This is a genomic window from Pseudoalteromonas sp. NJ631 (assembly GCF_000276645.1).
Lineage (GTDB): Bacteria > Pseudomonadota > Gammaproteobacteria > Enterobacterales > Alteromonadaceae > Pseudoalteromonas > Pseudoalteromonas piscicida.
Window position 1 is genome coordinate 234,078 of the sequence record NZ_AKXJ01000002.1, and the last position, 19,811, is coordinate 253,888.

At 43.0% G+C, this 19,811-nt stretch carries 15 protein-coding genes; 12 read left to right on the plus strand and 3 right to left on the minus strand.

Annotated elements, in window-relative coordinates; translation table 11 throughout:
* Position 1 precedes the first annotated feature (1 nt).
* From malQ to rluF, 10 genes are all read left to right on the plus strand, one after another.
* Positions 2–1,981 carry a 4-alpha-glucanotransferase gene (gene malQ / locus A587_RS0105585; protein ID WP_017216764.1) on the plus strand — a complete coding sequence of 660 codons (1,980 nt, stop codon included), beginning with the start codon at positions 2–4 and terminating at the stop codon, positions 1,979–1,981.
* Positions 1,982–4,222: a 1,4-alpha-glucan branching protein GlgB gene (gene glgB, locus A587_RS0105590; RefSeq protein WP_017216765.1), complete on the plus strand. Its 2,241-nt coding sequence runs from the start codon at positions 1,982–1,984 to the stop codon at positions 4,220–4,222.
* Positions 4,216–6,267 (plus strand): glycogen debranching protein GlgX, encoded by a 2,052-nt coding sequence (gene glgX, locus A587_RS23835; RefSeq protein ID WP_017216766.1) that lies wholly within the window; start codon positions 4,216–4,218, stop codon positions 6,265–6,267. The genes glgB and glgX overlap by 7 nt, the downstream gene beginning before the upstream one ends.
* Complete coding sequence (locus A587_RS0105600; RefSeq protein WP_017216767.1) at positions 6,260–8,743, plus strand: glycogen/starch/alpha-glucan phosphorylase; 2,484 nt, start codon at positions 6,260–6,262, stop codon at positions 8,741–8,743. Before glgX ends, A587_RS0105600 begins: the two co-directional genes overlap by 8 nt.
* A 32-nt stretch (positions 8,744–8,775) precedes the next feature.
* Complete coding sequence (gene glgC / locus A587_RS0105605) at positions 8,776–10,050, plus strand: glucose-1-phosphate adenylyltransferase (protein ID WP_017216768.1); 1,275 nt, start codon at positions 8,776–8,778, stop codon at positions 10,048–10,050.
* 16 nt (positions 10,051–10,066) lie between these two features.
* The gene (locus A587_RS0105610) at positions 10,067–11,602 is read left to right on the plus strand and encodes a glycogen synthase (protein ID WP_017216769.1); all 1,536 of its coding nucleotides are present in this window, start codon (positions 10,067–10,069) and stop codon (positions 11,600–11,602) included.
* A 258-nt stretch (positions 11,603–11,860) separates the two neighbouring features.
* Positions 11,861–13,078, plus strand: a complete 1,218-nt coding sequence (locus tag A587_RS0105620; RefSeq protein WP_010605397.1) for an EAL and HDOD domain-containing protein — start codon at positions 11,861–11,863, stop codon at positions 13,076–13,078.
* Positions 13,078–14,175 (plus strand): DUF418 domain-containing protein, encoded by a 1,098-nt coding sequence (locus A587_RS0105625; RefSeq protein WP_232288022.1) that lies wholly within the window; start codon positions 13,078–13,080, stop codon positions 14,173–14,175. The genes A587_RS0105620 and A587_RS0105625 overlap by 1 nt, the downstream gene beginning before the upstream one ends.
* Complete coding sequence (locus tag A587_RS0105630; protein WP_010372970.1) at positions 14,168–15,241, plus strand: ABC transporter substrate-binding protein; 1,074 nt, start codon at positions 14,168–14,170, stop codon at positions 15,239–15,241. Before A587_RS0105625 ends, A587_RS0105630 begins: the two co-directional genes overlap by 8 nt.
* Before the next feature lie 65 nt (positions 15,242–15,306).
* Entirely contained in the window at positions 15,307–16,293 is a 987-nt protein-coding gene (gene rluF, locus A587_RS0105635) for a 23S rRNA pseudouridine(2604) synthase RluF (RefSeq protein ID WP_017216772.1), read from the plus strand.
* A 125-nt stretch (positions 16,294–16,418) separates the two neighbouring features.
* Here rluF and minE read toward each other — a convergent pair whose 3' ends face one another.
* From minE to minC, 3 genes are read right to left on the minus strand one after another with little or no spacing between them, the layout of a single operon-like run.
* Positions 16,419–16,679 (minus strand): cell division topological specificity factor MinE, encoded by a 261-nt coding sequence (gene minE, locus A587_RS0105640; RefSeq protein ID WP_010372964.1) that lies wholly within the window; start codon positions 16,677–16,679, stop codon positions 16,419–16,421.
* Between the two features lies 1 nt (position 16,680).
* The gene (minD, locus tag A587_RS0105645) at positions 16,681–17,490 is read right to left on the minus strand and encodes a septum site-determining protein MinD (protein WP_010372960.1); all 810 of its coding nucleotides are present in this window, start codon (positions 17,488–17,490) and stop codon (positions 16,681–16,683) included.
* A 5-nt stretch (positions 17,491–17,495) separates the two neighbouring features.
* Positions 17,496–18,200, minus strand: coding sequence for a septum site-determining protein MinC (gene minC, locus A587_RS0105650; protein ID WP_010372958.1), 705 nt, complete (start codon positions 18,198–18,200; stop codon positions 17,496–17,498).
* Positions 18,201–18,335: 135 nt separating this feature from the next.
* Between minC and A587_RS0105655 the strand changes: the two genes are divergently transcribed.
* Entirely contained in the window at positions 18,336–18,617 is a 282-nt protein-coding gene (locus tag A587_RS0105655) for a YcgL domain-containing protein (RefSeq protein ID WP_010372955.1), read from the plus strand.
* A 20-nt stretch (positions 18,618–18,637) separates the two neighbouring features.
* Complete coding sequence (locus A587_RS0105660; protein WP_017216773.1) at positions 18,638–19,630, plus strand: lytic murein transglycosylase; 993 nt, start codon at positions 18,638–18,640, stop codon at positions 19,628–19,630.
* The last annotated feature ends 181 nt before the right edge of the window (positions 19,631–19,811 follow it).

Sequence of the window (19,811 nt, forward strand, 5' to 3'; positions counted from 1 at the left end):
AATGGACAACATTGCTCAGCTTCTTTATCTCTATGGTATTGGTTATGAGTACCATAAATACACCGGTGATCATGTGGTATTTGATCACCAAATTCGCCTACAGGCATTGCAGGAGTGCGGTGTTGATGTCAGCAATCTAGATGAAATAAATACGCTCAATTTTGAGCTGGATATTGCTAAGTGGTTAACGCCAGTTGAAGCCATTACTTTGGTTTGCAAAGAGACGCCAACTATTACGATAAGAGTGGATGCCGGCCTGCAAATTAACGAATTAACTGTGTCGATCCCCGCATTGGGTTATTGCTGTGTTTGCGATCCAAACAAGCAAGTCGCGGTTGGGGATTACCGCTATCAAGATACACGTTATGTTCAACTTGAAGTGCCAATAAACGCGATTGAAGTGGGTTATCATAGCGCTGAGGTAATGTTAAATGGTGCGCGGTTTGAGACAGAACTTTGGGTGACGCCTAAACAGTGTTATGACCCAATTGAACAACATAAAAAGCTCCTTGGATTGTCTATTCAGCTATATTCGTTAAAGCCTTCTGGCAGCAAGCTAAGTGCGGATTTTTATGAGCTAAAGCAATTAGTTGAGGCTAGCGCAGCTGAAGGGGTTGACTATATTTTGTTAAACCCACTGCATTTGTTGTTTGTTGATGAACCAGAAAAAGCAAGTCCGTACAGCCCAAATGACCGTCGCCTACTGCACCCTTTTTACATTTCTATAGAGCTTTTGTGTGAACAATTTGGCTTAGATGTGAGTGTGTTCGCCGGCTATTTAGACGTCTCAAAGAGTGACTTGAACACGACATATCTTGATATGACTCACTGTATGGAAAGTAAGCTTAACGCGTTACGTTTTGCGTGGCAGTTATTGTGTCAACAAACTGGAGCGTGGCGTGCAGACTTTGCTAGATTTTGCCAGGCTAAGCAGCAAGAGCTTAAGGCATTTGAGGACGATGACTTTGCTAAATTTTTACAATGGCTTGCGTTTGAACAATTAACGCAATGCCAATCTTCGGCACTGAATGCTGGTATGGCCGTAGGCTTAATCAATGACTTAGCCGTTGGATGTGCTGACGGCTCAAGTGAATACAACAGCAATAAAAATTTGTATGCCGAATATGCTCGCGTGGGCGCGCCTCCAGACCCTTGGGCAGAGCTCGGTCAAAACTGGGGGTTACCAGCGTTAAACCCCGTTAAGTTAAAAGCGCAGCGCTTTGCATTTTTTAAACAGCTGATCCAAGCGAACATCACCGGTGTTGGGGCATTAAGAATTGACCATGTGATGGGCCTAAGAAGGTTGTGGTGGTGCTTTTATCAAGATCAGCAGCAAACAGGTTGCTACGTATATTATCCATTTGAGTACCTTTTAGCGATCCTCAAAATTGAGTCCGTCAAACATCAAGTGATGATCATTGGTGAAGACTTAGGGGTTGTTCCAATCGAAATCAAAGAAGCAATGTCTGAGTCTCATATATACAGCAATATTCTTTTTTACTTCGAGAAGGATTATCACGGTCAGTTTTTAGCGCCCACGCATTATAAGCACAATGCGTTACTTATGGTTGCTAACCATGACGTCCCGCCATTTTTTGGCTGGTGGAGCCATGATGACCTAAGGTTGAAACGTGAATATCAGTTATTGAGCGAACCCCAACTAACAAAAGCGGATGAAGAGCGAACATCTGAGCGAGAAAAGCTTTGTCATTGGCTTGGACGCTATGGTGAGGTGAATGTCAGCCTTGCGAGCGAAGCCCGTGATGTGTATCAGGCGCTGATCAATGTACTCGCCAAGTCGCCTGCAAAAATGCTGACAATTCAGTTTGATGACCTCGACGAACAGAAGTTACCAGTGAATATTCCTGGTACTGACCAAGAGTATCCAAACTGGAGAAGGCGACTTAATCAGACATCAGCGGAAATTATTGCAAGTTCTCGGCGGCTGATCCGAGATGCGGTAACCAGCAGGAAAGAATAGATGAATACAAGAGCAAAAATAGAAGACGCCCAAGTGGATGACTACATCAGTCAATTAGCCGCTTTGGAAGCCGGTAAGTGTCGTGACCCATTTGCCTTTTTAGGGCTACACCAGCTAGATACCAAGCGCTCAGTCGTGCGCTGTTTTATTCCAGGTGCGACAGAAGTTAAGGTGCTTACCAGCGATAGCAGCTACGCTCTTGAACGGTTTCGCAAAAGTGCGCTATTCACATTAGATTTTAAAGCGGATGACATCAGTAAAGATTACCTTCTTGAAGTGCACTACCCAGAGCAAACCGTTACTGGGAGGGATGTATATAGTTTTGATGGTTGCTTGGCGGATGATGCCTTGTACTTATTTAATGAAGGGACACAAGCCCAAGCTTATTTGCATCTAGGTGCACATCAAGTAGAGATAGAGGGAGTAATTGGGTTTCGATTTGGTGTTTGGGCGCCAAATGCCTTGTCTGTTTCTGTGATAGGTGAATTTAACCATTGGCAGGCTGTGCAACATCCAATGCGATTACATCCAGCCAGTGGTGTATGGGAGCTTTTTATTCCAGCTCTGGAGGTTGATTGTTGCTATAAATTTGCAATCACCACATTTGAGGGTGAGCGCATAGAAAAGGCCGACCCATTTGCATTTAAAATGGAACAAGCTCCAGGCACGGCGAGTATAACTCAGGCTCGACCAGCCGCTTTCACGTTGAGCCAAGCTGAGCATGATAAAAAATCGTTGCGTAATAAAGTCAATGCACCCATTAGTATTTATGAGGTGCATTTGGGCTCGTGGAAGCGCCGAGAGGAAGAAGGTAATCGCTATCTTACGTATCGAGAGTTAGCGGACGACCTTATCCCCTATGTAAAGGCACTGGGATTTACCCATTTGCAACTGATGCCTATCAGTGAATATCCTTTTGATGGCTCGTGGGGCTACCAACCAGTGGGGTTATTCTCGCCAACCAGTCGCTTTGGTGGCGTGGAGGATTTTGCTTACTTCGTTGAGTGCTGTCATCGTGAAGAGCTCGGATTACTTATCGACTGGGTACCGGGACATTTTCCATCAGATCCCCATGGTTTACATAAGTTTGATGGTACGCATCTATTCGAACATGCTGATAAGCGGCAAGGGTTTCACCCAGATTGGAATACCTATATTTTTAACTACGACCGCGCTGAAGTAAAAAGCTTTTTGCTGTCGAATGCGATGTATTGGATAAAAGAATACGCCATCGATGGTTTACGAGTTGATGCCGTGGCATCGATGCTTTACTTGGATTACAGCCGAAAACATGGGGAATGGGTGCCAAATCAATACGGCGGCCGTGAAAACCTAGGTGCAATTGAGTGCCTCAAATCAGTCAATACCAAATGCTATGGCGTTGATGAAGGTATTATGATGGTCGCTGAAGAATCCACAGCTTGGCCCGGTGTTACTCGCAGTGTTGAACACGATGGTTTGGGTTTTGGTTATAAGTGGAATATGGGGTGGATGAATGACACGCTAAACTATATGTCCAAAGACCCAATTCATCGCAAGTACCATCACCATGAAATGACCTTTTCGATGGTGTATGCCTATTCTGAAAATTACATCTTGCCATTAAGTCACGATGAAGTGGTACATGGCAAAGGTGCGCTACTGAGCAAAATGCCAGGAGACGATTGGCAGCAATTCGCTAATTTACGTGCCTACTATGGCTTTATGTTTGCCCACCCAGGTAAAAAGTTGCTGTTCATGGGCGCTGAACTTGCCCCCCGAGAGGAGTGGGATCATAACCAACAACTCAACTGGAAGTTGCTTGAAAGTGAAGCACACCAAGGCGTGTATAAGTGTGTCAAAGCGCTCAATACGACCTATAAATCAACGCCGCAACTATTCGAGTGTGATAACAAATCAACAGGATTTAATTGGATTGATGGGGGGAACGCTGAGCAAAGCATATTTAGTTTTGTACGCTACGAACGAGATGGTGTTACACCGCTGGTGGTGATCGCAAACTTTACGCCACAAACCCATTTTCAATTCCGCTTAGGGGTGCCATCAGTGGGTGTGTATCAAGTTATCTTAAACACGGATGACAAAGCGTTTTGGGGGAGTGGCGTTGGAGTCGTTGCACATAAACAACAACTCATTGAATCGAAAAGCATAGCAAGCCATGGCCTTGAGCAAAGTATCGATATAACCGTTCCGCCTTTGGCAACCGTGTATTTGCAGCTGATATCTGGTGGCACATGCTAACCAGTTATCGCGGCGATCATCAATTATTGGGTGCAACGGCCAGTAATAAAGGCGTTAACTTTTGTGTTTATGCACCGAAAGCGAAACGCGTAACCCTGTGTCTGTTTGACAAAAGCGGCCATAGCGAAGTGAATCGGATAGGGATGTTTCGGCATGAGGGCGGAAATTGGTCATTGTTTATCGAGGGAGCACAAGTCGGAGACTTATATGGCTATCGTGTAGACGGAGAGTATAGCGCGGAAAAAGGCCTGCTTTTCAATGCCAATAAGTTACTCTTAGACCCATATTGCCGCGACTTTTTTGGTGAGTTTACTTGGAGTGAACGGCATTTTTGCCATTTGCCAGTAGGTCATTTAAACCCTTCAGATAACGCCTGTGATATGCCCAAGAGTAAAGTGACAGCGATTGAGAAGTATCAAGGGAAGCGACCCAAGACTCCGTGGAGTAAAACGGTGATCTATGAATGCCATGTTAAAGGGGCAACGGTTCGACACCCAGATATTCCAAGTAAACACCAAGGTAAATATTTAGGGATTGCTGAACAAATCTTTATCGATCACCTAAAGCATATTGGTGTTACTGCGATTGAGCTGCTACCTGTGCATGCGTTTATCAATGAGCAGTTTCTGACGACCAAAGGACTAAAAAATTATTGGGGGTATAACAGCCTCAACTTTTTTACGCCACACAAAAGTTATCTCGTTAACGACGACATCAACGAATTTAAGGTAATGGTAGAGCGGCTCCATCAAGCCGGTATTGAGGTTATTTTGGATGTGGTGTTTAACCATACTGCGGAAGGTGGTTTGGATGGCCCGACAATAAGCTTTAAAGGGTTTGATAACCTGACTTATTACAGCACCTTGCCGAGTAAGCCCAATGTCTACATTAATGACACTGGCTGCGGAAACACGATAAATATCTCGAATCCAGTGGTATTAAGACTTGTATTGGACAGCTTGCGCTATTGGGTGGAATACATGGGGGTGGACGGTTTTCGCTTTGATTTGGCGACGATCCTTGCTCGTCAAGCCTCGGGATTTTCAAATCAACATGCGTTTTTGCAAGCGATCCATCAAGACCCTGTGCTTAGCAAAGTAAAGCTGATTGCCGAGCCTTGGGATATTGGTCCTGGTGGGTATCAACTTGGACAATTTCCTTCTCCTTGGCGTGAGTGGAATGATAAATATCGAGATACCGTTAGGCGCTTCTGGCGTGGCGATGAGGGAGTATTGCCAGAGCTTGCGATGCGTATTCATGGCTCCAGTGACCTGTTTGAACATAACTTACGGGGTCCTTTGAACTCCATAAATTTTCTTACCAGTCATGACGGCTTCTCATTATTTGATTGGACGGCTTACGAGCATAAACATAATGAAGCAAACGGTGAGGCAAATAGAGACGGCCACAGTGAAAACTTTTCATTTAATTGTGGGGTAGAAGGGTTCAGTGCCGATCCCCAAATCAATGAATTGCGCCTCAGTATGCAGAAAAATGCATTACTCACTTTGTTTTTATCCAAAGGGATCCCGATGATTTGTGCGGGCACCGAAATGGCACATACGCAAAGTGGCAACAATAATGCTTACTGCCAAGACAACTGCACGAGCTGGCTGGCATGGAAAAACCACCAGCAACACCATACGTTAACTTTTTTTATTCAAGATTTACTTGCGCTTCGTAAGCAATTTGCCGCTTTTTCTCACTCATTTTATGTCCATGACAGTGACAGTCGTTTTGCGGTGAATTGGTTTAATGAACAAGCAAAGCCGTTATCGCCTGAACAGTGGCGAGAGCCAAGCCGTAAATGGTTGAGTTACACCATCACCGATCAGCAGCTCGGGCAAAGCCTGCTAATAATATTGAACGCCAGTGAGAGTACATTGCAAATAAAGTTGCCGTTTAGTGCATTTTCATCTCATTGGCAGCAAGCAATTACCACCGCGGTTGAACCGCAAAAACCAGAGTTAGATTCATATTTACAGGTTCCAGCTAAGTCAGCATGGATATTTACATCAATCAAAGGGGATGAAAAGCATGGCTAATAAAAGTGCGCCAGTATGCGTCGTAAAACATTGGCAAGATGCACCAAAGATAGATGAAAACACCTTGAGTGATGATTTGACTCGTCACTTTTACTACACCTTAGGTCGGGACAAAGTAGGAGAGTCGCGGCTGTATCTGTACCATGCATTAGCCTTGACTATTCGTGACCGATTAGTCGCCCGTTGCCGGGCAACCAAAGAGCACATTAAGAGTAAAAAGACACGTAAAGCAGCTTACCTTTCGTTGGAATTTTTAATGGGTAGAGCGCTGTCTAATGCGGTATTAAATCTAGACTTAGAAGAACAAGTTCAAGCGGCATTACAAGAATACTGTACTGAGCTTGAAGAGGTCGCGCAGGCTGAACATGATGCAGGTCTTGGTAATGGTGGTTTAGGCCGTCTTGCAGCTTGTTTTTTGGATAGCTGTGCTTCATTAGCCCTTCCTGTTGTTGGTTACGGTTTGCGTTATGAATTTGGGATGTTTAACCAAACCTGTGAACAGGGTCACCAAGTAGAACAGCCAGATAACTGGCTCCGTGAAGGTCATCCATGGGAACTTGCCGCACCAGAACAAGCTCGAAGAGTTAAGTTTTTTGGTCATGTTGAAGTGCATACCGACAAAAATGGTAGGCAGCATCGTGAGTGGCTTGATACGCAAGATATTCTCGCGGTGCCTTACGACGTTCCTGTTCCTGGATATCGTAATGAGGTGGTAAACACATTAAGACTATGGAAATCAGAGGCAACTGATGAGTTTGACCTCAACGAATTTAACGCCGGTAGTTACTCAGAAGCGGTAGCGAAAAAGAATCTCGCTGAGCAGATAACGATGGTGCTGTACCCCAATGATGCCAGTGAAAATGGTAAAGAGCTGAGACTAAGGCAGCAGTACTTTTTATCCAGCGCGAGCTTGCAAGACGTGATCGCAACGTGGGTTGAGCAATATGGCGATGATTTCGGTGATTTTGCGGATTATCATGTATTCCAACTCAATGATACCCATCCCAGTATTGCCGTAGCAGAGTTAATGCGAATTTTATTAGATGATTACGAGCTTGAATGGGATGCCGCATGGAAGATAACGACATCAACCATGGCATACACCAATCATACTTTATTGCCTGAAGCATTAGAGCGCTGGTCTGTGAGCTTATTTGAGCGCTTGTTACCAAGGCTGCTAGAAATTATCTATGAGATCAATGCCCGCTTTTTGTCGGAAGTTGCACTGAAATGGCCCGGTGATATCGAAAAACAGCGTGCGCTGTCACTCATTGAGGAGTCTAGTCATCCTCAAATTCGCATGGCGTATCTTGCGATCGTAGGCAGTTATTCTGTCAATGGTGTTGCTGCACTGCATACCGAGCTATTAAAAGCTGGTTTGTTTAACGATTTCTATCAACTTTGCCCTGAGAAGTTTAATAATAAAACCAACGGGGTGACGCCAAGACGCTGGTTATCGCACTGTAATCCAGAACTGGCGCAATTGATCAGCGATAAAATTGGCGACGGGTGGCAAGCTGATTTTTCTAAAATTAGTGAACTACGTCGTTTTTACGATAACCACGCCTTCCAAAAGCAGTGGCTAACAGTCAAACAAAACAACAAACAACGTCTGGCTGAGCTAATTGCCCATGAATGTCAGGTGGAGTTTGACCCAACTATGATGTTTGATGTTCAAGTCAAGCGTATTCATGAATACAAGCGCCAGCTACTTAACGTATTGCACGTTATCCATCTTTACGATCGGATCTGTCGTGGTGATGTGGCAGAGCTTGTTCCTCGTTGCGTACTGTTTGGAGGTAAGGCTGCACCTGGTTATTACATGGCGAAGAAGATCATTAAATTAATCAATAATGTTGCTAATGTTATCAACAATGACCCCGCGGCGAGGCCCTATCTTCGAGTGGCTTTCATGCCCAATTACAATGTCTCAAAAATGGAAGTGATTTGCCCCGCAACAGACTTATCAGAGCAAATTTCAACCGCTGGAAAAGAAGCCTCTGGCACTGGCAACATGAAGTTTATGATGAATGGCGCAATCACCATAGGCACCTTAGATGGTGCAAATATCGAAATACGAGAATGTGTTGGTGCAGACAACTTTTACTTATTTGGTGTAACTGCTGAACAAGCACAGCAAGTGCGCCAAAATTATCAGCCCCTTAAGATAATAGAAAGCAACAATGACCTAAAACGCGTTATGGCTTTGCTCGAAAGTGGGCACTTTAACCTATTTGAGCCTAATATCTTTGATGACGTAATCAACTCAATTAAGAGTAGTACCGATCCTTGGTTAGTGGCACAAGATTTTCCTTCCTATGTTGAGAGCCAGGAGCATGCGGCCCAAGCATACAAAGACAAGGAACATTGGCTGCGTATGAGTATTCTCAATACCGCAGCAAGTGGAAAATTTTCTAGCGATAGAACAATTCAAGATTACAGCGATGATATTTGGCGCTTGAGCCCAATGCAGTAGTCACCGCAAAAAAGTTATGGAGAGAAGAAATAATGCCTAATTATGCGAATCGTTATATTAGTACCCTCACTCGAGAAACATATGCTTTAATACTTGCGGGTGGAAGAGGTTCGCGCCTTCACGAGCTCACCAATTGGCGAGCGAAACCTGCTGTTTATTTTGGCGGCAAACATCGAATTATCGATTTTCCACTGTCTAACTGCATTAACTCAGGGATCCGTCGGGTTGGCATTGCCACGCAGTATAAGTCGCACTCCCTTATTCGCCATGTTAATCGCGCATGGGGACACTTTAAAAAGGAGCTGGGAGAATCTGTAGAGATATTGCCAGCGTCACAGCGATATGGTGATGAGTGGTACTGCGGCACAGCAGATGCAGTTTTCCAGAATATGGATATTATTCGTCATGAACTTCCCAAATACGTTATGATCTTATCGGGTGATCATGTCTACAGAATGGATTACGGTGGCTTACTTGCAAAGCACGTTGAGACAGGTGCTGATATGACCGTATGTTGTATTGAAGTGCCCTGTGAAGAGGCGGCAAAAACGTTTGGTGTCATGACTGTAGATGAAAGCAACCGGGTGCGTCGTTTTGATGAAAAGCCGGTAGATCCGACGTCAATCCCTGGAAAGCCAGGTGTATGTTTGGCGTCTATGGGTAACTATGTGTTTAACACTGAGTTTTTATTCGAGCAATTGAAAAAGGATGCGGAACGAGAAGGGTCGGGTCGTGACTTTGGTCATGATATTATCCCATCCATCATAGAAGAGCATAATGTGTATGCGTATCCATTTTGCGACCCATCACATGAAGGGCAGCCATATTGGCGAGATGTAGGGACGCTAGATTCATTTTGGGAAGCGAATATGGAGTTGGTTTCTCCTGAACCACAACTTGATCTCTATGATCCTCATTGGCCAATTTGGACTTATCAGGAACAGTTACCACCTGCTAAATTTATATTTGATGATGATGATAGACGCGGTATGGCCGTAGACTCAACGGTTTCTGGTGGCTGTATTATTTCTGGCTCTAAGGTTAAGCGTTCATTACTGTTTTCCAATGTGCATGTTCACTCGTATTGTGAAATTGAAGGAGCCGTTGTGTTGCCGGGTGCCAAAATCGGGCGTAACTGCAAAATCAAAAACGCAATCATTGACCGCAGTTGTCAAATATCAGAGGGGATGACCATTGGTTACGATACTGACTTAGACAAAGAGAATGGCTTTAGAGTGTCGAATAAGGGGATCGTATTGGTGACCCGAGATATGCTCGCAGAGCTTGCGGAAAAAAATAATAAATGATCCATGTAGAGGTACTATGCATGTAATTTTAGTGGCAGCCGAAAACGATCGGTTGCCAAATTGTAAGGTGGGGGGCGTCGCAGATGTAATACGCGACGTGCCTTACGCATTGGCGCAGCTTGGCATTAAAGTATCGGTGGTCACACCTGATTATGGCCAAGCTGCTTTAAATCGAAACTTAGTCGCTGATATTGCCGTCCCTTTTCGTCAACATTTAGAAACGGCGACGCTTTGGTCTGTTGAAGAAAGTGACAATGTCACTCAATATGTCATTTCACACTCATTGTTTAGTGAGCATCACGGCGCTATTTACTGTAATGATCCCCACCAGCCTTTTGCGACAGATGCAAATCGATTTGCGTTTTTTAGTGCGGCAGTTGCTGAACTTATTGAACATGAGTTGGTAGCGGAGATAGATGTTGTACACCTACATGACTGGCATGCAGCTGTTGTTGCTGTACTTCGTCAGTTTAGTCCTAGATTCAAACGCTTAAAGACGCTAAAGACGGTTTATACTGTGCATAACCTTGCGCTTCAAGGGATCCGGCCTTTTAATCATGACTTTTCCAGCCTTGAGTCTTGGTTTCCTACACTCACCTATGATGGACTCAGTATTTGCGATCCTAAATATCCTCACTGCTTTAATCCAATGCGAGCGGCTATTAATCTGTCAGACAAAGTGCATGTTGTTTCTCCTAATTACGCCAAAGAAGTGATGATCCCAAGCCACCCTGAGCTTGGTTTTTTTGGTGGCGAAGGGTTAGAAAGCGACATGCAGCATGCGTCTCATGAAGGACGGTTAGCAGGTATTTTAAACGGTTGTGTGTATGATGAGTCAGGTGACGAGGAGAATCTAACTTTTGCTGACTATTTGGCGCTTGCTGAGCAGCATGTGTTTCAATGGATGGCGAAATCTAGCCAAGTATTATCTCGGTTTTACATTGCCCACCAACGCATACTCGCTTGGCGTGACGAAGCCTTTCGCGGCAAGCTAATTACAAGTGTCGGTCGTCTCACCGATCAAAAAGCACTTATTTTAAGACAGCCTACCCAATCAGGCATTGTGCTCGATGACATCGCAAAAATAGCCAAGCACCAAGGAGCACGCATTGTGATTGTTGGCTCTGGTGATCCAAGTCTTGAGCAGCTATTTATCGAAGTAATGGCACGCCATAACAATGTCTTGTTTTTAAATGGTTATGGTAAAGCACTCGGTGAACAACTGTACCCGTTAGGTGATTTGTTTTTAATGCCAAGCTCCTTTGAGCCTTGTGGTATCAGCCAAATGCTTGCGATGCGCGCTGGACAACCTTGCATCGTGCATAAAGTGGGTGGACTATCTGATACAGTAAAACACAATGAAACCGGCTATTGTTTTGAAGGAGAGACACTCGCTGAGCAAGGTAGTCAGTTTATTGCGATTTTTGAATTAGCGCTTGCTGATCTGATGAACGATAGCGAAAAATATCAACAACTCAGGCTGCAAGCTCGTATGCAGCGCTTTGACTGGTCCGATGTTGCACAAAAATACTGCGAACAATTATATAGATAGCGAAAATGTAGATAAAAAAATTTTCGCATCTGTGTTAAGTATTTATCAATTGGCTCAGTTGTTAAACAAAAAACTAGGTCAAAGGTATCAAAAGATAGCTTTGGCCTTTCTTTTTTATCATTTTGCATTATCTTTTAAGCTATTATTTTGATTCTTAATAGCTTAGGTTGATTTTCTTTATCATCATAAAGGGTTAAAATCTAAAAATTGCTAAACCAAAAGTGCGATTGTTCACTTTAGGTACGAAGGAGTTTTTGTTTGAAGGTTTTTGTGGCCCGCCAAGCCATATTTAATCGTAAAAAACAAGTTGTTGCATACGAATTGTTGTTTCGCGATGGTGTAAAAAATAGCTTTCCAAATATTGCAGATGATGCAGCGACAGCCAAGCTGATAATGAATAATCAACTTAACCTCGGTATGCGATATCTCACTTCGGGAAAGAAAGCGCTAATTAATATTGGTCCAGACTCGTTACGTCAGGAGCTGTGTGAGTTTCTCCCAGCAAATGATGTGATTTTGGAACTATTGGAGACTATTCCGCCAACAAAACAAAATTATGAGCGGATAAGAGGCTTATTTCACAGCAACTTTAGACTCGCGTTGGACGATTTTGAGTACTCAAAAGAATGGGAACCTTTCTTAAAGCTCGTAAGGCTGATTAAGTTCGACGTCATGGAAAATCCGCTGGACACCATAGTGCCAGTGATTGACATGATCAAAGAGCGAAAGAACATCAAACTACTTGCGGAAAAAGTCGAAACCGAAGAAGAATTCGAGCAAGCTAAAAAGATGGGATTTCAGTTCTTTCAAGGCTACTTCTTTGCAAAACCAAAGATGATTGAGCAAAAAGACATTACTATCAATTATGTGATTGTCATGCTCATTTATGAAGAAGCACTTAAACCGAATATGAGTATTACACGATTAGCCGAGTTGTTTGCTCAAGACACTGCGCTTGCGTACAAACTGCTAAGGCTAATTAACTCCGGCGTATTTCCAATCAAAAGTCGTATCGAATCTTTAAAGCAAGCCTTGGTATATTTAGGAAACGAGCGTGTAAAAAAGTTTGTAAACTTAATTATGACAGCCCACGTAGCCGAGGGAAAGCCAACAGAATTAACACGTCTTTCTATTGTTCGTTCTCGGTTTTGTGAGCTTATCGCGCAGCAAATTTCGCCAGGACTTGCCAATATGAGTTTTATGACAGGGTTATTTTCTCTGCTTGATGCCATTCTTGACAGGCCAATGGAGCAGGTTGTAAACAAGCTACCTTTTCCTGAGCAGCTTCATGATGCTTTGATAGGTAAACCCAACACGCTATATTATATTTTAAATATCGTTAGAGCCTATGAGTCTGGAAGCTGGTGGACTCTGCAGGATGCGTGCAGTTATCTAAACTACAAAGACGAAAACCTTCCTGATTTTCATGCTGCTGCGATAAACTGGGCTGATATGTATAAAAACCGTGTGTATTGATGAATAGAATTATTGCGATGGATGCGATCCGCGGGTTCGCGCTGCTTGGCTTGCTTTCCATGAATATGGTACATATGGCCAATTTTGAGTTGGGCTATGTACCAGCCCAAACAGCCCACTATCTTGATCCGTTCTTCGCAATGGTTAATAGTATTTTCTTTGATGGTCGATTCAGAACCTTATTTGCAATGTTATTTGGAGCGGCATTATGCATTCAGGTAGCAAAGAGGGATGATCAGAGCCTTGCAAGACATCGACTAGCATGGCTAATGGTCTTTGGCGTGTTACACGGCGTGTTGATTTGGCCTGGAGATATTTTATTTAATTATGCGTTGAGTGGATTTGTCGCGCTGCGGTTTATTAATGCGAGTGACAAAAAGTTAAGTCGCTATGCAATAGGGTTCATTTTAGCCCCTTCTATTGTTATTAGCCTATTGCTGTTAATTGATCCAGAACCACAAATAAATAGAACTTCAGAAGTCTACCTTGAGTTTTTGCAGCAAATTCCAGCAAACTACCTAGAACTGCTCACCCTTAATGGCCTTTACTTTATCATTATCAGTTTACTTATCCCGGTTATTACTTTGTGGTATACCGCTGGGTTAATGCTACTCGGTATGCGTTTATATCGAAGTGGAATGTTTGATTTAGAGCGTACTGAACCTGTTCATAAAATTAACTTGTTTGCCGTGATAGCCATTATTTTATCATTTGTTGGTTTTGTTCTTGAACGTAAGCTAGGCGTCGAGTTTTTTGAAGGAATAGATTGGATCCTTGCAGTACCTGTTGCGTTGTTTTATGTCGTCGTAATTAAGGCGGCAATGCGAGGTGCAAAACATCACCTTTGGAGTCTCCAATGTGTTGGGCGTCTAGCGCTTTCGTTTTATCTTCTCCAGTCAATTGTGTTTGTAAGCTATTTTTACTTTATAAACCCGAGCGCTATCAGCACTTGGGAGCGGGTGGATTATTTCACGGCATTTGCAATTGCGTCTATAATTCAATTAGCCCTTGCGGTGGTATATTGTAAGCTGTTTAAGCAAGGTCCATTTGAGAAGTTATTGAAGGTACTAGTGCTACGAAGAGCCCGCTATGATTAAAAAAGTACTAATTGGGTTAGTGCTATGGATGGTGTGTTTTAGTGTTGATGCTAAACAGTCTTTAAATGTCTTGTTTGTTAATCCTTCTGTGCCTGGTGAACCATTTTGGCAGCGCGTCCAAGGCATTACAGAAGCGGCTGCGGATCAATTCGATATTAGACTAGATGTGATTTATGGAGAAGGAAACCGAATTATACAGCTCGCTGAGCTTAAAAAATATTTGAGTTATCGTGCTACTCCCGATTACGTCATCCTCATTAATTATCCCGGTGGTGCCGAAGAAAGCCTAAAGCTTTTAGAAAAATATGGGATCAATCATATTACTTTAGAAGAAACGATTTCTGGCCCTGAAAGGCTCGCAATAGGTAATCCAAAAGAACACTATAAGTATTGGCTTGGGGAAGTGCATCATGATAATGACCAAGCTGGTTATGATCTGGCAAAGAAACTATACCAACAGGCTAAAACTAACGGTCATGAGACAATTTACCCTATTGCTATCAATGGTCACTATGGCACAGAGTCAGATATTAGAAGCAACGGTGCAAAGCGCTTTTTTGATGAAGTTGGCGTGGTGGTTCAGCAAACCGTTTATGCCGGGTGGTCAAAAGAACAAGCCTTTGATAAGACTAAGAAATTGTTGCACCGCTATCCAGAAACAAACCTTATTTGGTGTGCGTCAGATTTGATGGCGATGGGAGCTATCACCGCAGCTGCATCAAGCACTTCACAAATAGTGTTTGGTGGGTTTGATTGGTTGTCGGATACTTTTGACCTTATTGAACATAATGAGATGCAAGCATCCGTTGGCGGGCACTTTATGATGGGAGCTTGGGCGTTGATTTCGGTGTACGATCATTATTATGGGCATCCCTTTTGGAAAGACAACACAGAGCTTGCGTTTGACTTAAGTGTGATCACCAAGGAAAATCTAGCGGACTATTACTGGATAAAGTCAGCGAAAAACTGGCAATCTATTGATTACAAGGCAATGAGCCTTAGAGGAAAACCTAAAGAGCAGTATCATTTTTCTCCTGAGCTATTAAGAAAAAGTTTGCAAAAGTAGAAATGCAGTAGTGTAAAGCGGTTGAAGCGATTACAATACGGGTTTTTACTCAAAGTGGTTGTATCGTGACAGAGCAAAAGCGCCTCAATAAATACATCAGTGAAACTGGATTCTGCAGTCGTCGAGAAGCTGATGACTTAATCGCCTCAGGCCGTGTCAAAGTAAATGGAATTCTACCAGAAATGGGCACCAAAGTGTCTGATGCTGACACTATCATCATTGATGGTAAGCCTCTGAAAGCAAAGCCAAAGGCTGTATTTATTGCTTATAATAAACCTGTTGGTGTAACTTGTACCACCGAGCGTAAAATCAGAAGTAATATTGTCAGTGCAATTAACTATCCTGAGCGTATTTTCCCAATTGGTCGCTTAGACCGTCCATCCGAAGGATTAATTTTCTTGACCAACCAAGGCGATATGGTCAATAAAATCCTTCGCGCCGGCAATAACCATGAAAAAGAGTATGAGGTTGTGGTCGATAGGCCCATTGATGAGCGCTTTGTAAAACGTATGTCCTCAGGTGTTCCAATCCTTGGCACTGTCACAAAGCCTTGTAAAGTTCGTAAAACCGGGGCTAAGTCATTTACCATTGTGTTGACCCAAGGCTTAAATCGTCAAATTCGCAGAATGTGTGAATATCTAGGATTTGAAGTAACACACCTTAAACGTATTCGGATAATGAATATCGATCTAACTGGCCTTAGCTCTGGTAAGTGGCGTCACCTTAACGAAAACGAAATGCGAGCGATTAATCACGCCACAGAGTCATCGAGTAAAACGCAAGAGGCATCAGCGGGTGCTGGTGCGGGAAAACAGCATGATAAGCCTAGAAGTGAAGTTAGTGAGGTCGGTCGTCCAAAGCAAGATAGGCGAGCGCATAACAGCAAAGATAGAACAACTGAACTCGACAAACAAAATAGCGTTAAGCCTAAGCCAAAAACGCGAAATGGTGAACAAAATCACAGTCACAACAAACGTAAGTCAAGCCCAAAGCACAATACTAAGCCTGCAAAAAGGGTCAAAGGTACTTTGTCCTTAAATAAGAATAAGTGACCTGAAGTTCGGATAATTAAGTAAAGAGTAGGGCAATGTAAAGCCCCTTGACAGCTTAATTAGAATGGGCAAAACGAAATAAATAAGGGCTATAGAAATAGCCCTTATTACATTTACTCAAACTGTTACTTTTCATCATCAGGTAGAGTAACGTTCAATTCTAATACTGCTAAATCATCCTCGTTTTGTTCAAACTGGACGTTGACGGCATCCGAATCTACTTTTACGTATTTGCGAATAACATCGAGGATGTCTTGCTTAAGTTGTGGTAAGTAGTCAGGTGTACCACGTTTTGAGCGTTCGTGCGCAACGATGATTTGCAGTCGCTCTTTCGCTAATGATGCGCTATTTTTTTTCTCAGAACGAAAATAATCTAGTAATGACACTTTACCCTCCAAAGATCCGTTTGAAGATACCTTTCTTCTCAACTTGCAAGAAACGGAAATCAACGACTTCACCTAATAAGCGGTTAATTGCATCGCTATACGCTTGGCCTGCATCAGACTCTTGGTCTAAGATAACCGGTTGACCTGAGTTAGACGCATTAAGTACTGCTTTTGATTCAGGTATTACACCTAGTAAGTCGATCGCTAGAATTTCTTTAACATCGTCTACCGACAACATTTCACCGCTATCGACACGCTCTGGGTTATAACGTGTAAGCAATAGGTGTTCCTTAACCGGCTCTAGGCCCATTTCAGCGCGCTTCGACTTGCTTTGTAGAATACCTAAAATACGGTCTGAGTCACGAACGGATGAAACTTCAGGGTTAGTTGCTACCACAGCTTCATCAGCGAAGTACAATGCCATCATTGCGCCTGCTTCAATACCCGCTGGTGAGTCGCAAATAATGAAATCAAATTCTTCTTTCATCTCATTTAGCACACGCTCAACCCCTTCTCGAGTGAGGGCGTCTTTATCACGAGTCTGAGAAGCTGGAAGAATATAAAGTTTTTCAACGCGCTTATCTTTAATCAATGCTTGATTTAAATTTGCTTCACCGTTGATAACGTTGACAAAATCATAAACAACGCGACGCTCGCATCCCATGATTAAGTCGAGGTTTCTAAGACCAATATCAAAATCGACAATGGCTGTTTTATAACCCTTTAGCGCTAAGCCAGTACCAATTGCTGCACTTGACGTTGTCTTACCAACACCGCCTTTACCTGAAGTTACGACAATAATTTTTGCCATCTGATTTATCCTTTGACCAAAGCTGTAATTTTTAATGATTCGTCTTGTTGTGTTATTTGAGCAGCTTGACCCCAGTGTTCACCTTGCAGCGAATCACTGATCCAATAACTCCCGTTTATAGACACTAGCTCAGCTTCTAAGCGCTGACAGAATATACTAGTGTCTTCTTGGCCTTGCGCACCTGCGATTGCACGACCACGTAAAGTACCGTAAATGTGCACGTTACCATCGGCGATAACTTCTGCACCATGACTTACAGCACCTAGCACGATCAGATCACGGTCTTTAGCATAAATTTGCTGACCACTACGTACCGTTCCGTTCACAATTTGAGCAGGAAGATAAACTTGTTTTTCTACTACTTCAGCTGCTTGAGATTGTGATGGGGTACTCGGTTGCACATCCCTTGAATAGTTTAGTACAGAAAACCCGGCTTCTTTGGCTAAGTCGTGCTGACTTTGAGTACCGCTACACACACCCACTGGATTGAGCTGTAAATCGACCAGTGTTTGCTTTAACTCTTTGAATTCTACAGTTTGCTCCTGAACATCAGCTAAATTAACCACAATTGGTGCACCTTGAAAAAATTTAGGCGCTTGCGAAATTTTGCTATCAAGATCTTGCCTTAACTTGGTCAGATCTAAAGAAAACAACTGCAGCACAGAGAGTGTAAATAGATTTCCTTTTAGTTCGAATGTTTGATTTGCCATATGTACTCAAATTTCTGTTACAACCGCCGCTAAAGCCTTATCTAGCTGACTTTAGCGCGTAGTAAAACTTTCCACAACTTACTAATAGCATGGTATAGTGACCGCCCATGATTAGCAAGAATTTATAGGCTTATAATGCTCACTGCCATATACAAAAGTCCAAAAAAAGCGGATACCTATCTTTTTGTAACTAAAAGAGATGATTTTTCCAATGTCCCTGCACCGTTAATGGAAACTTTCGGCACTCCTATCTATGTCATGATTATTGACCTTGCGAGAAGAACAAAATTGGGAATTGCTGATCTTGAAACGGTTAAGCAAAAATTAACTGACGATGGGTTTTACTTGCAACTTCCACCGCATACAGAAAGCTTGCTCGATGAATTTAGAAAGCAAAACGGAGTAACAGATTCGTGATAAAAAAAATTTCCCTACTAATGGCCTCAGTTTGCTTGTCCACATCAGTCTTTGCTAACACTCAAGCGAAGTTTGATGAATACCTCAAAAACTTAAAACAAGAAGCGGTTGACAAGGGCTATACACAACAATTAGTTGATGAGGCTTTTGCAACAGCAGTATTTAAGGAAAAGGTGATTAAGGCTGATAAGTCCCAGCCAGAAATTGTCGAAACACTAGAAACTTATTTACCCAAGCGCGTCCCTGAATGGAAAATCCAACAGGCCCGCAAACTCTACAAAGAACACCAAGAATCTTTAGAAAAAATAGCAAAAGAATATGGCGTACAGGCACGGTTTATTGTTGCCTTGTGGGGCCTTGAAAGTAACTTTGGTCGTATTCAAGGCGGCTATCCAGTCATTAGTGCGTTAGTGACACTTGCTTTTGATGGTCGTCGAGAAGCTTTGTATAAAAGACAGTTGTGGGCTGCGCTGGATATTTTAAGAGATGGTCACATCGGTCTGGATGATTTCAAAGGATCTTGGGCAGGAGCAATGGGTCAAACTCAGTTTATGCCAACTTCATTTACGTCTTATGCCGTTGATTATAACAAAGATGGTCGCAAAGACATTTGGACGACGCAAGAGGATGCTTTCGCGTCAATAGCCAATTACCTGAAAAGTGTGGGCTGGAACGATGACCTGACTTGGGGTCGCCAAGTTAAATTACCTGAAGGTTTTGACAATAGCTACATTTTAAAACGTGGCACCAAATCACACAAAGAGTGGCTTAGTGAATGGCGTAAATCAGAGCGTTCATTGCAGGAGTGGCAAGCGCTTGGTCTTCGCAGAATGGACGGCACTGACTTGCCACAAGTGAATATCACAGCAGCATTAGTGATGCCAGATGACGCCAATGGCCGTATGTATCTAGCTTATGATAATTACAAGGCTTTGATGAATTGGAATAGGTCTTATTATTTTGCTTCGAGCGTTGGGTATTTATCTGACCGCATTGGCTATCCAAAAATTTAGCCTAGAAATTCTGATTTAGCCCGTTCTAACAACGGGCTTTTTTATGTCTTTTTATTGGAGGATATAGCTTGCTGCGCAGTCATTAAATTCGCTGTAAACAGAAAACATATAGCAGAGGCGAGTATTATTCTTAATGCAATAAAAAAGGCAGCGTCCAACTCGCTGCCTTTTGGTTGGGCTA

What these genes read in the sequence shown, in the direction of transcription:
- glgB (WP_017216765.1), top strand. Translation starts at nt 1,982, where the DNA reads ATGAATACAAGAGCAAAAATAGAAGACGCCCAAGTGGATGACTACATC.
- A587_RS0105630 (WP_010372970.1), top strand. Translation starts at nt 14,168, where the DNA reads ATGATTAAAAAAGTACTAATTGGGTTAGTGCTATGGATGGTGTGTTTT.
- glgC (WP_017216768.1), top strand. Translation starts at nt 8,776, where the DNA reads ATGCCTAATTATGCGAATCGTTATATTAGTACCCTCACTCGAGAAACA.
- glgX (WP_017216766.1), top strand. Translation starts at nt 4,216, where the DNA reads ATGCTAACCAGTTATCGCGGCGATCATCAATTATTGGGTGCAACGGCC.
- A587_RS0105660 (WP_017216773.1), top strand. Translation starts at nt 18,638, where the DNA reads ATGGCCTCAGTTTGCTTGTCCACATCAGTCTTTGCTAACACTCAAGCG.
- A587_RS0105655 (WP_010372955.1), top strand. Translation starts at nt 18,336, where the DNA reads ATGCTCACTGCCATATACAAAAGTCCAAAAAAAGCGGATACCTATCTT.
- minC (WP_010372958.1), bottom strand. Translation starts at nt 18,200, where the DNA reads ATGGCAAATCAAACATTCGAACTAAAAGGAAATCTATTTACACTCTCT.
- A587_RS0105625 (WP_232288022.1), top strand. Translation starts at nt 13,078, where the DNA reads ATGAATAGAATTATTGCGATGGATGCGATCCGCGGGTTCGCGCTGCTT.
- A587_RS0105610 (WP_017216769.1), top strand. Translation starts at nt 10,067, where the DNA reads ATGCATGTAATTTTAGTGGCAGCCGAAAACGATCGGTTGCCAAATTGT.
- minD (WP_010372960.1), bottom strand. Translation starts at nt 17,490, where the DNA reads ATGGCAAAAATTATTGTCGTAACTTCAGGTAAAGGCGGTGTTGGTAAG.
- malQ (WP_017216764.1), top strand. Translation starts at nt 2, where the DNA reads ATGGACAACATTGCTCAGCTTCTTTATCTCTATGGTATTGGTTATGAG.
- A587_RS0105600 (WP_017216767.1), top strand. Translation starts at nt 6,260, where the DNA reads ATGGCTAATAAAAGTGCGCCAGTATGCGTCGTAAAACATTGGCAAGAT.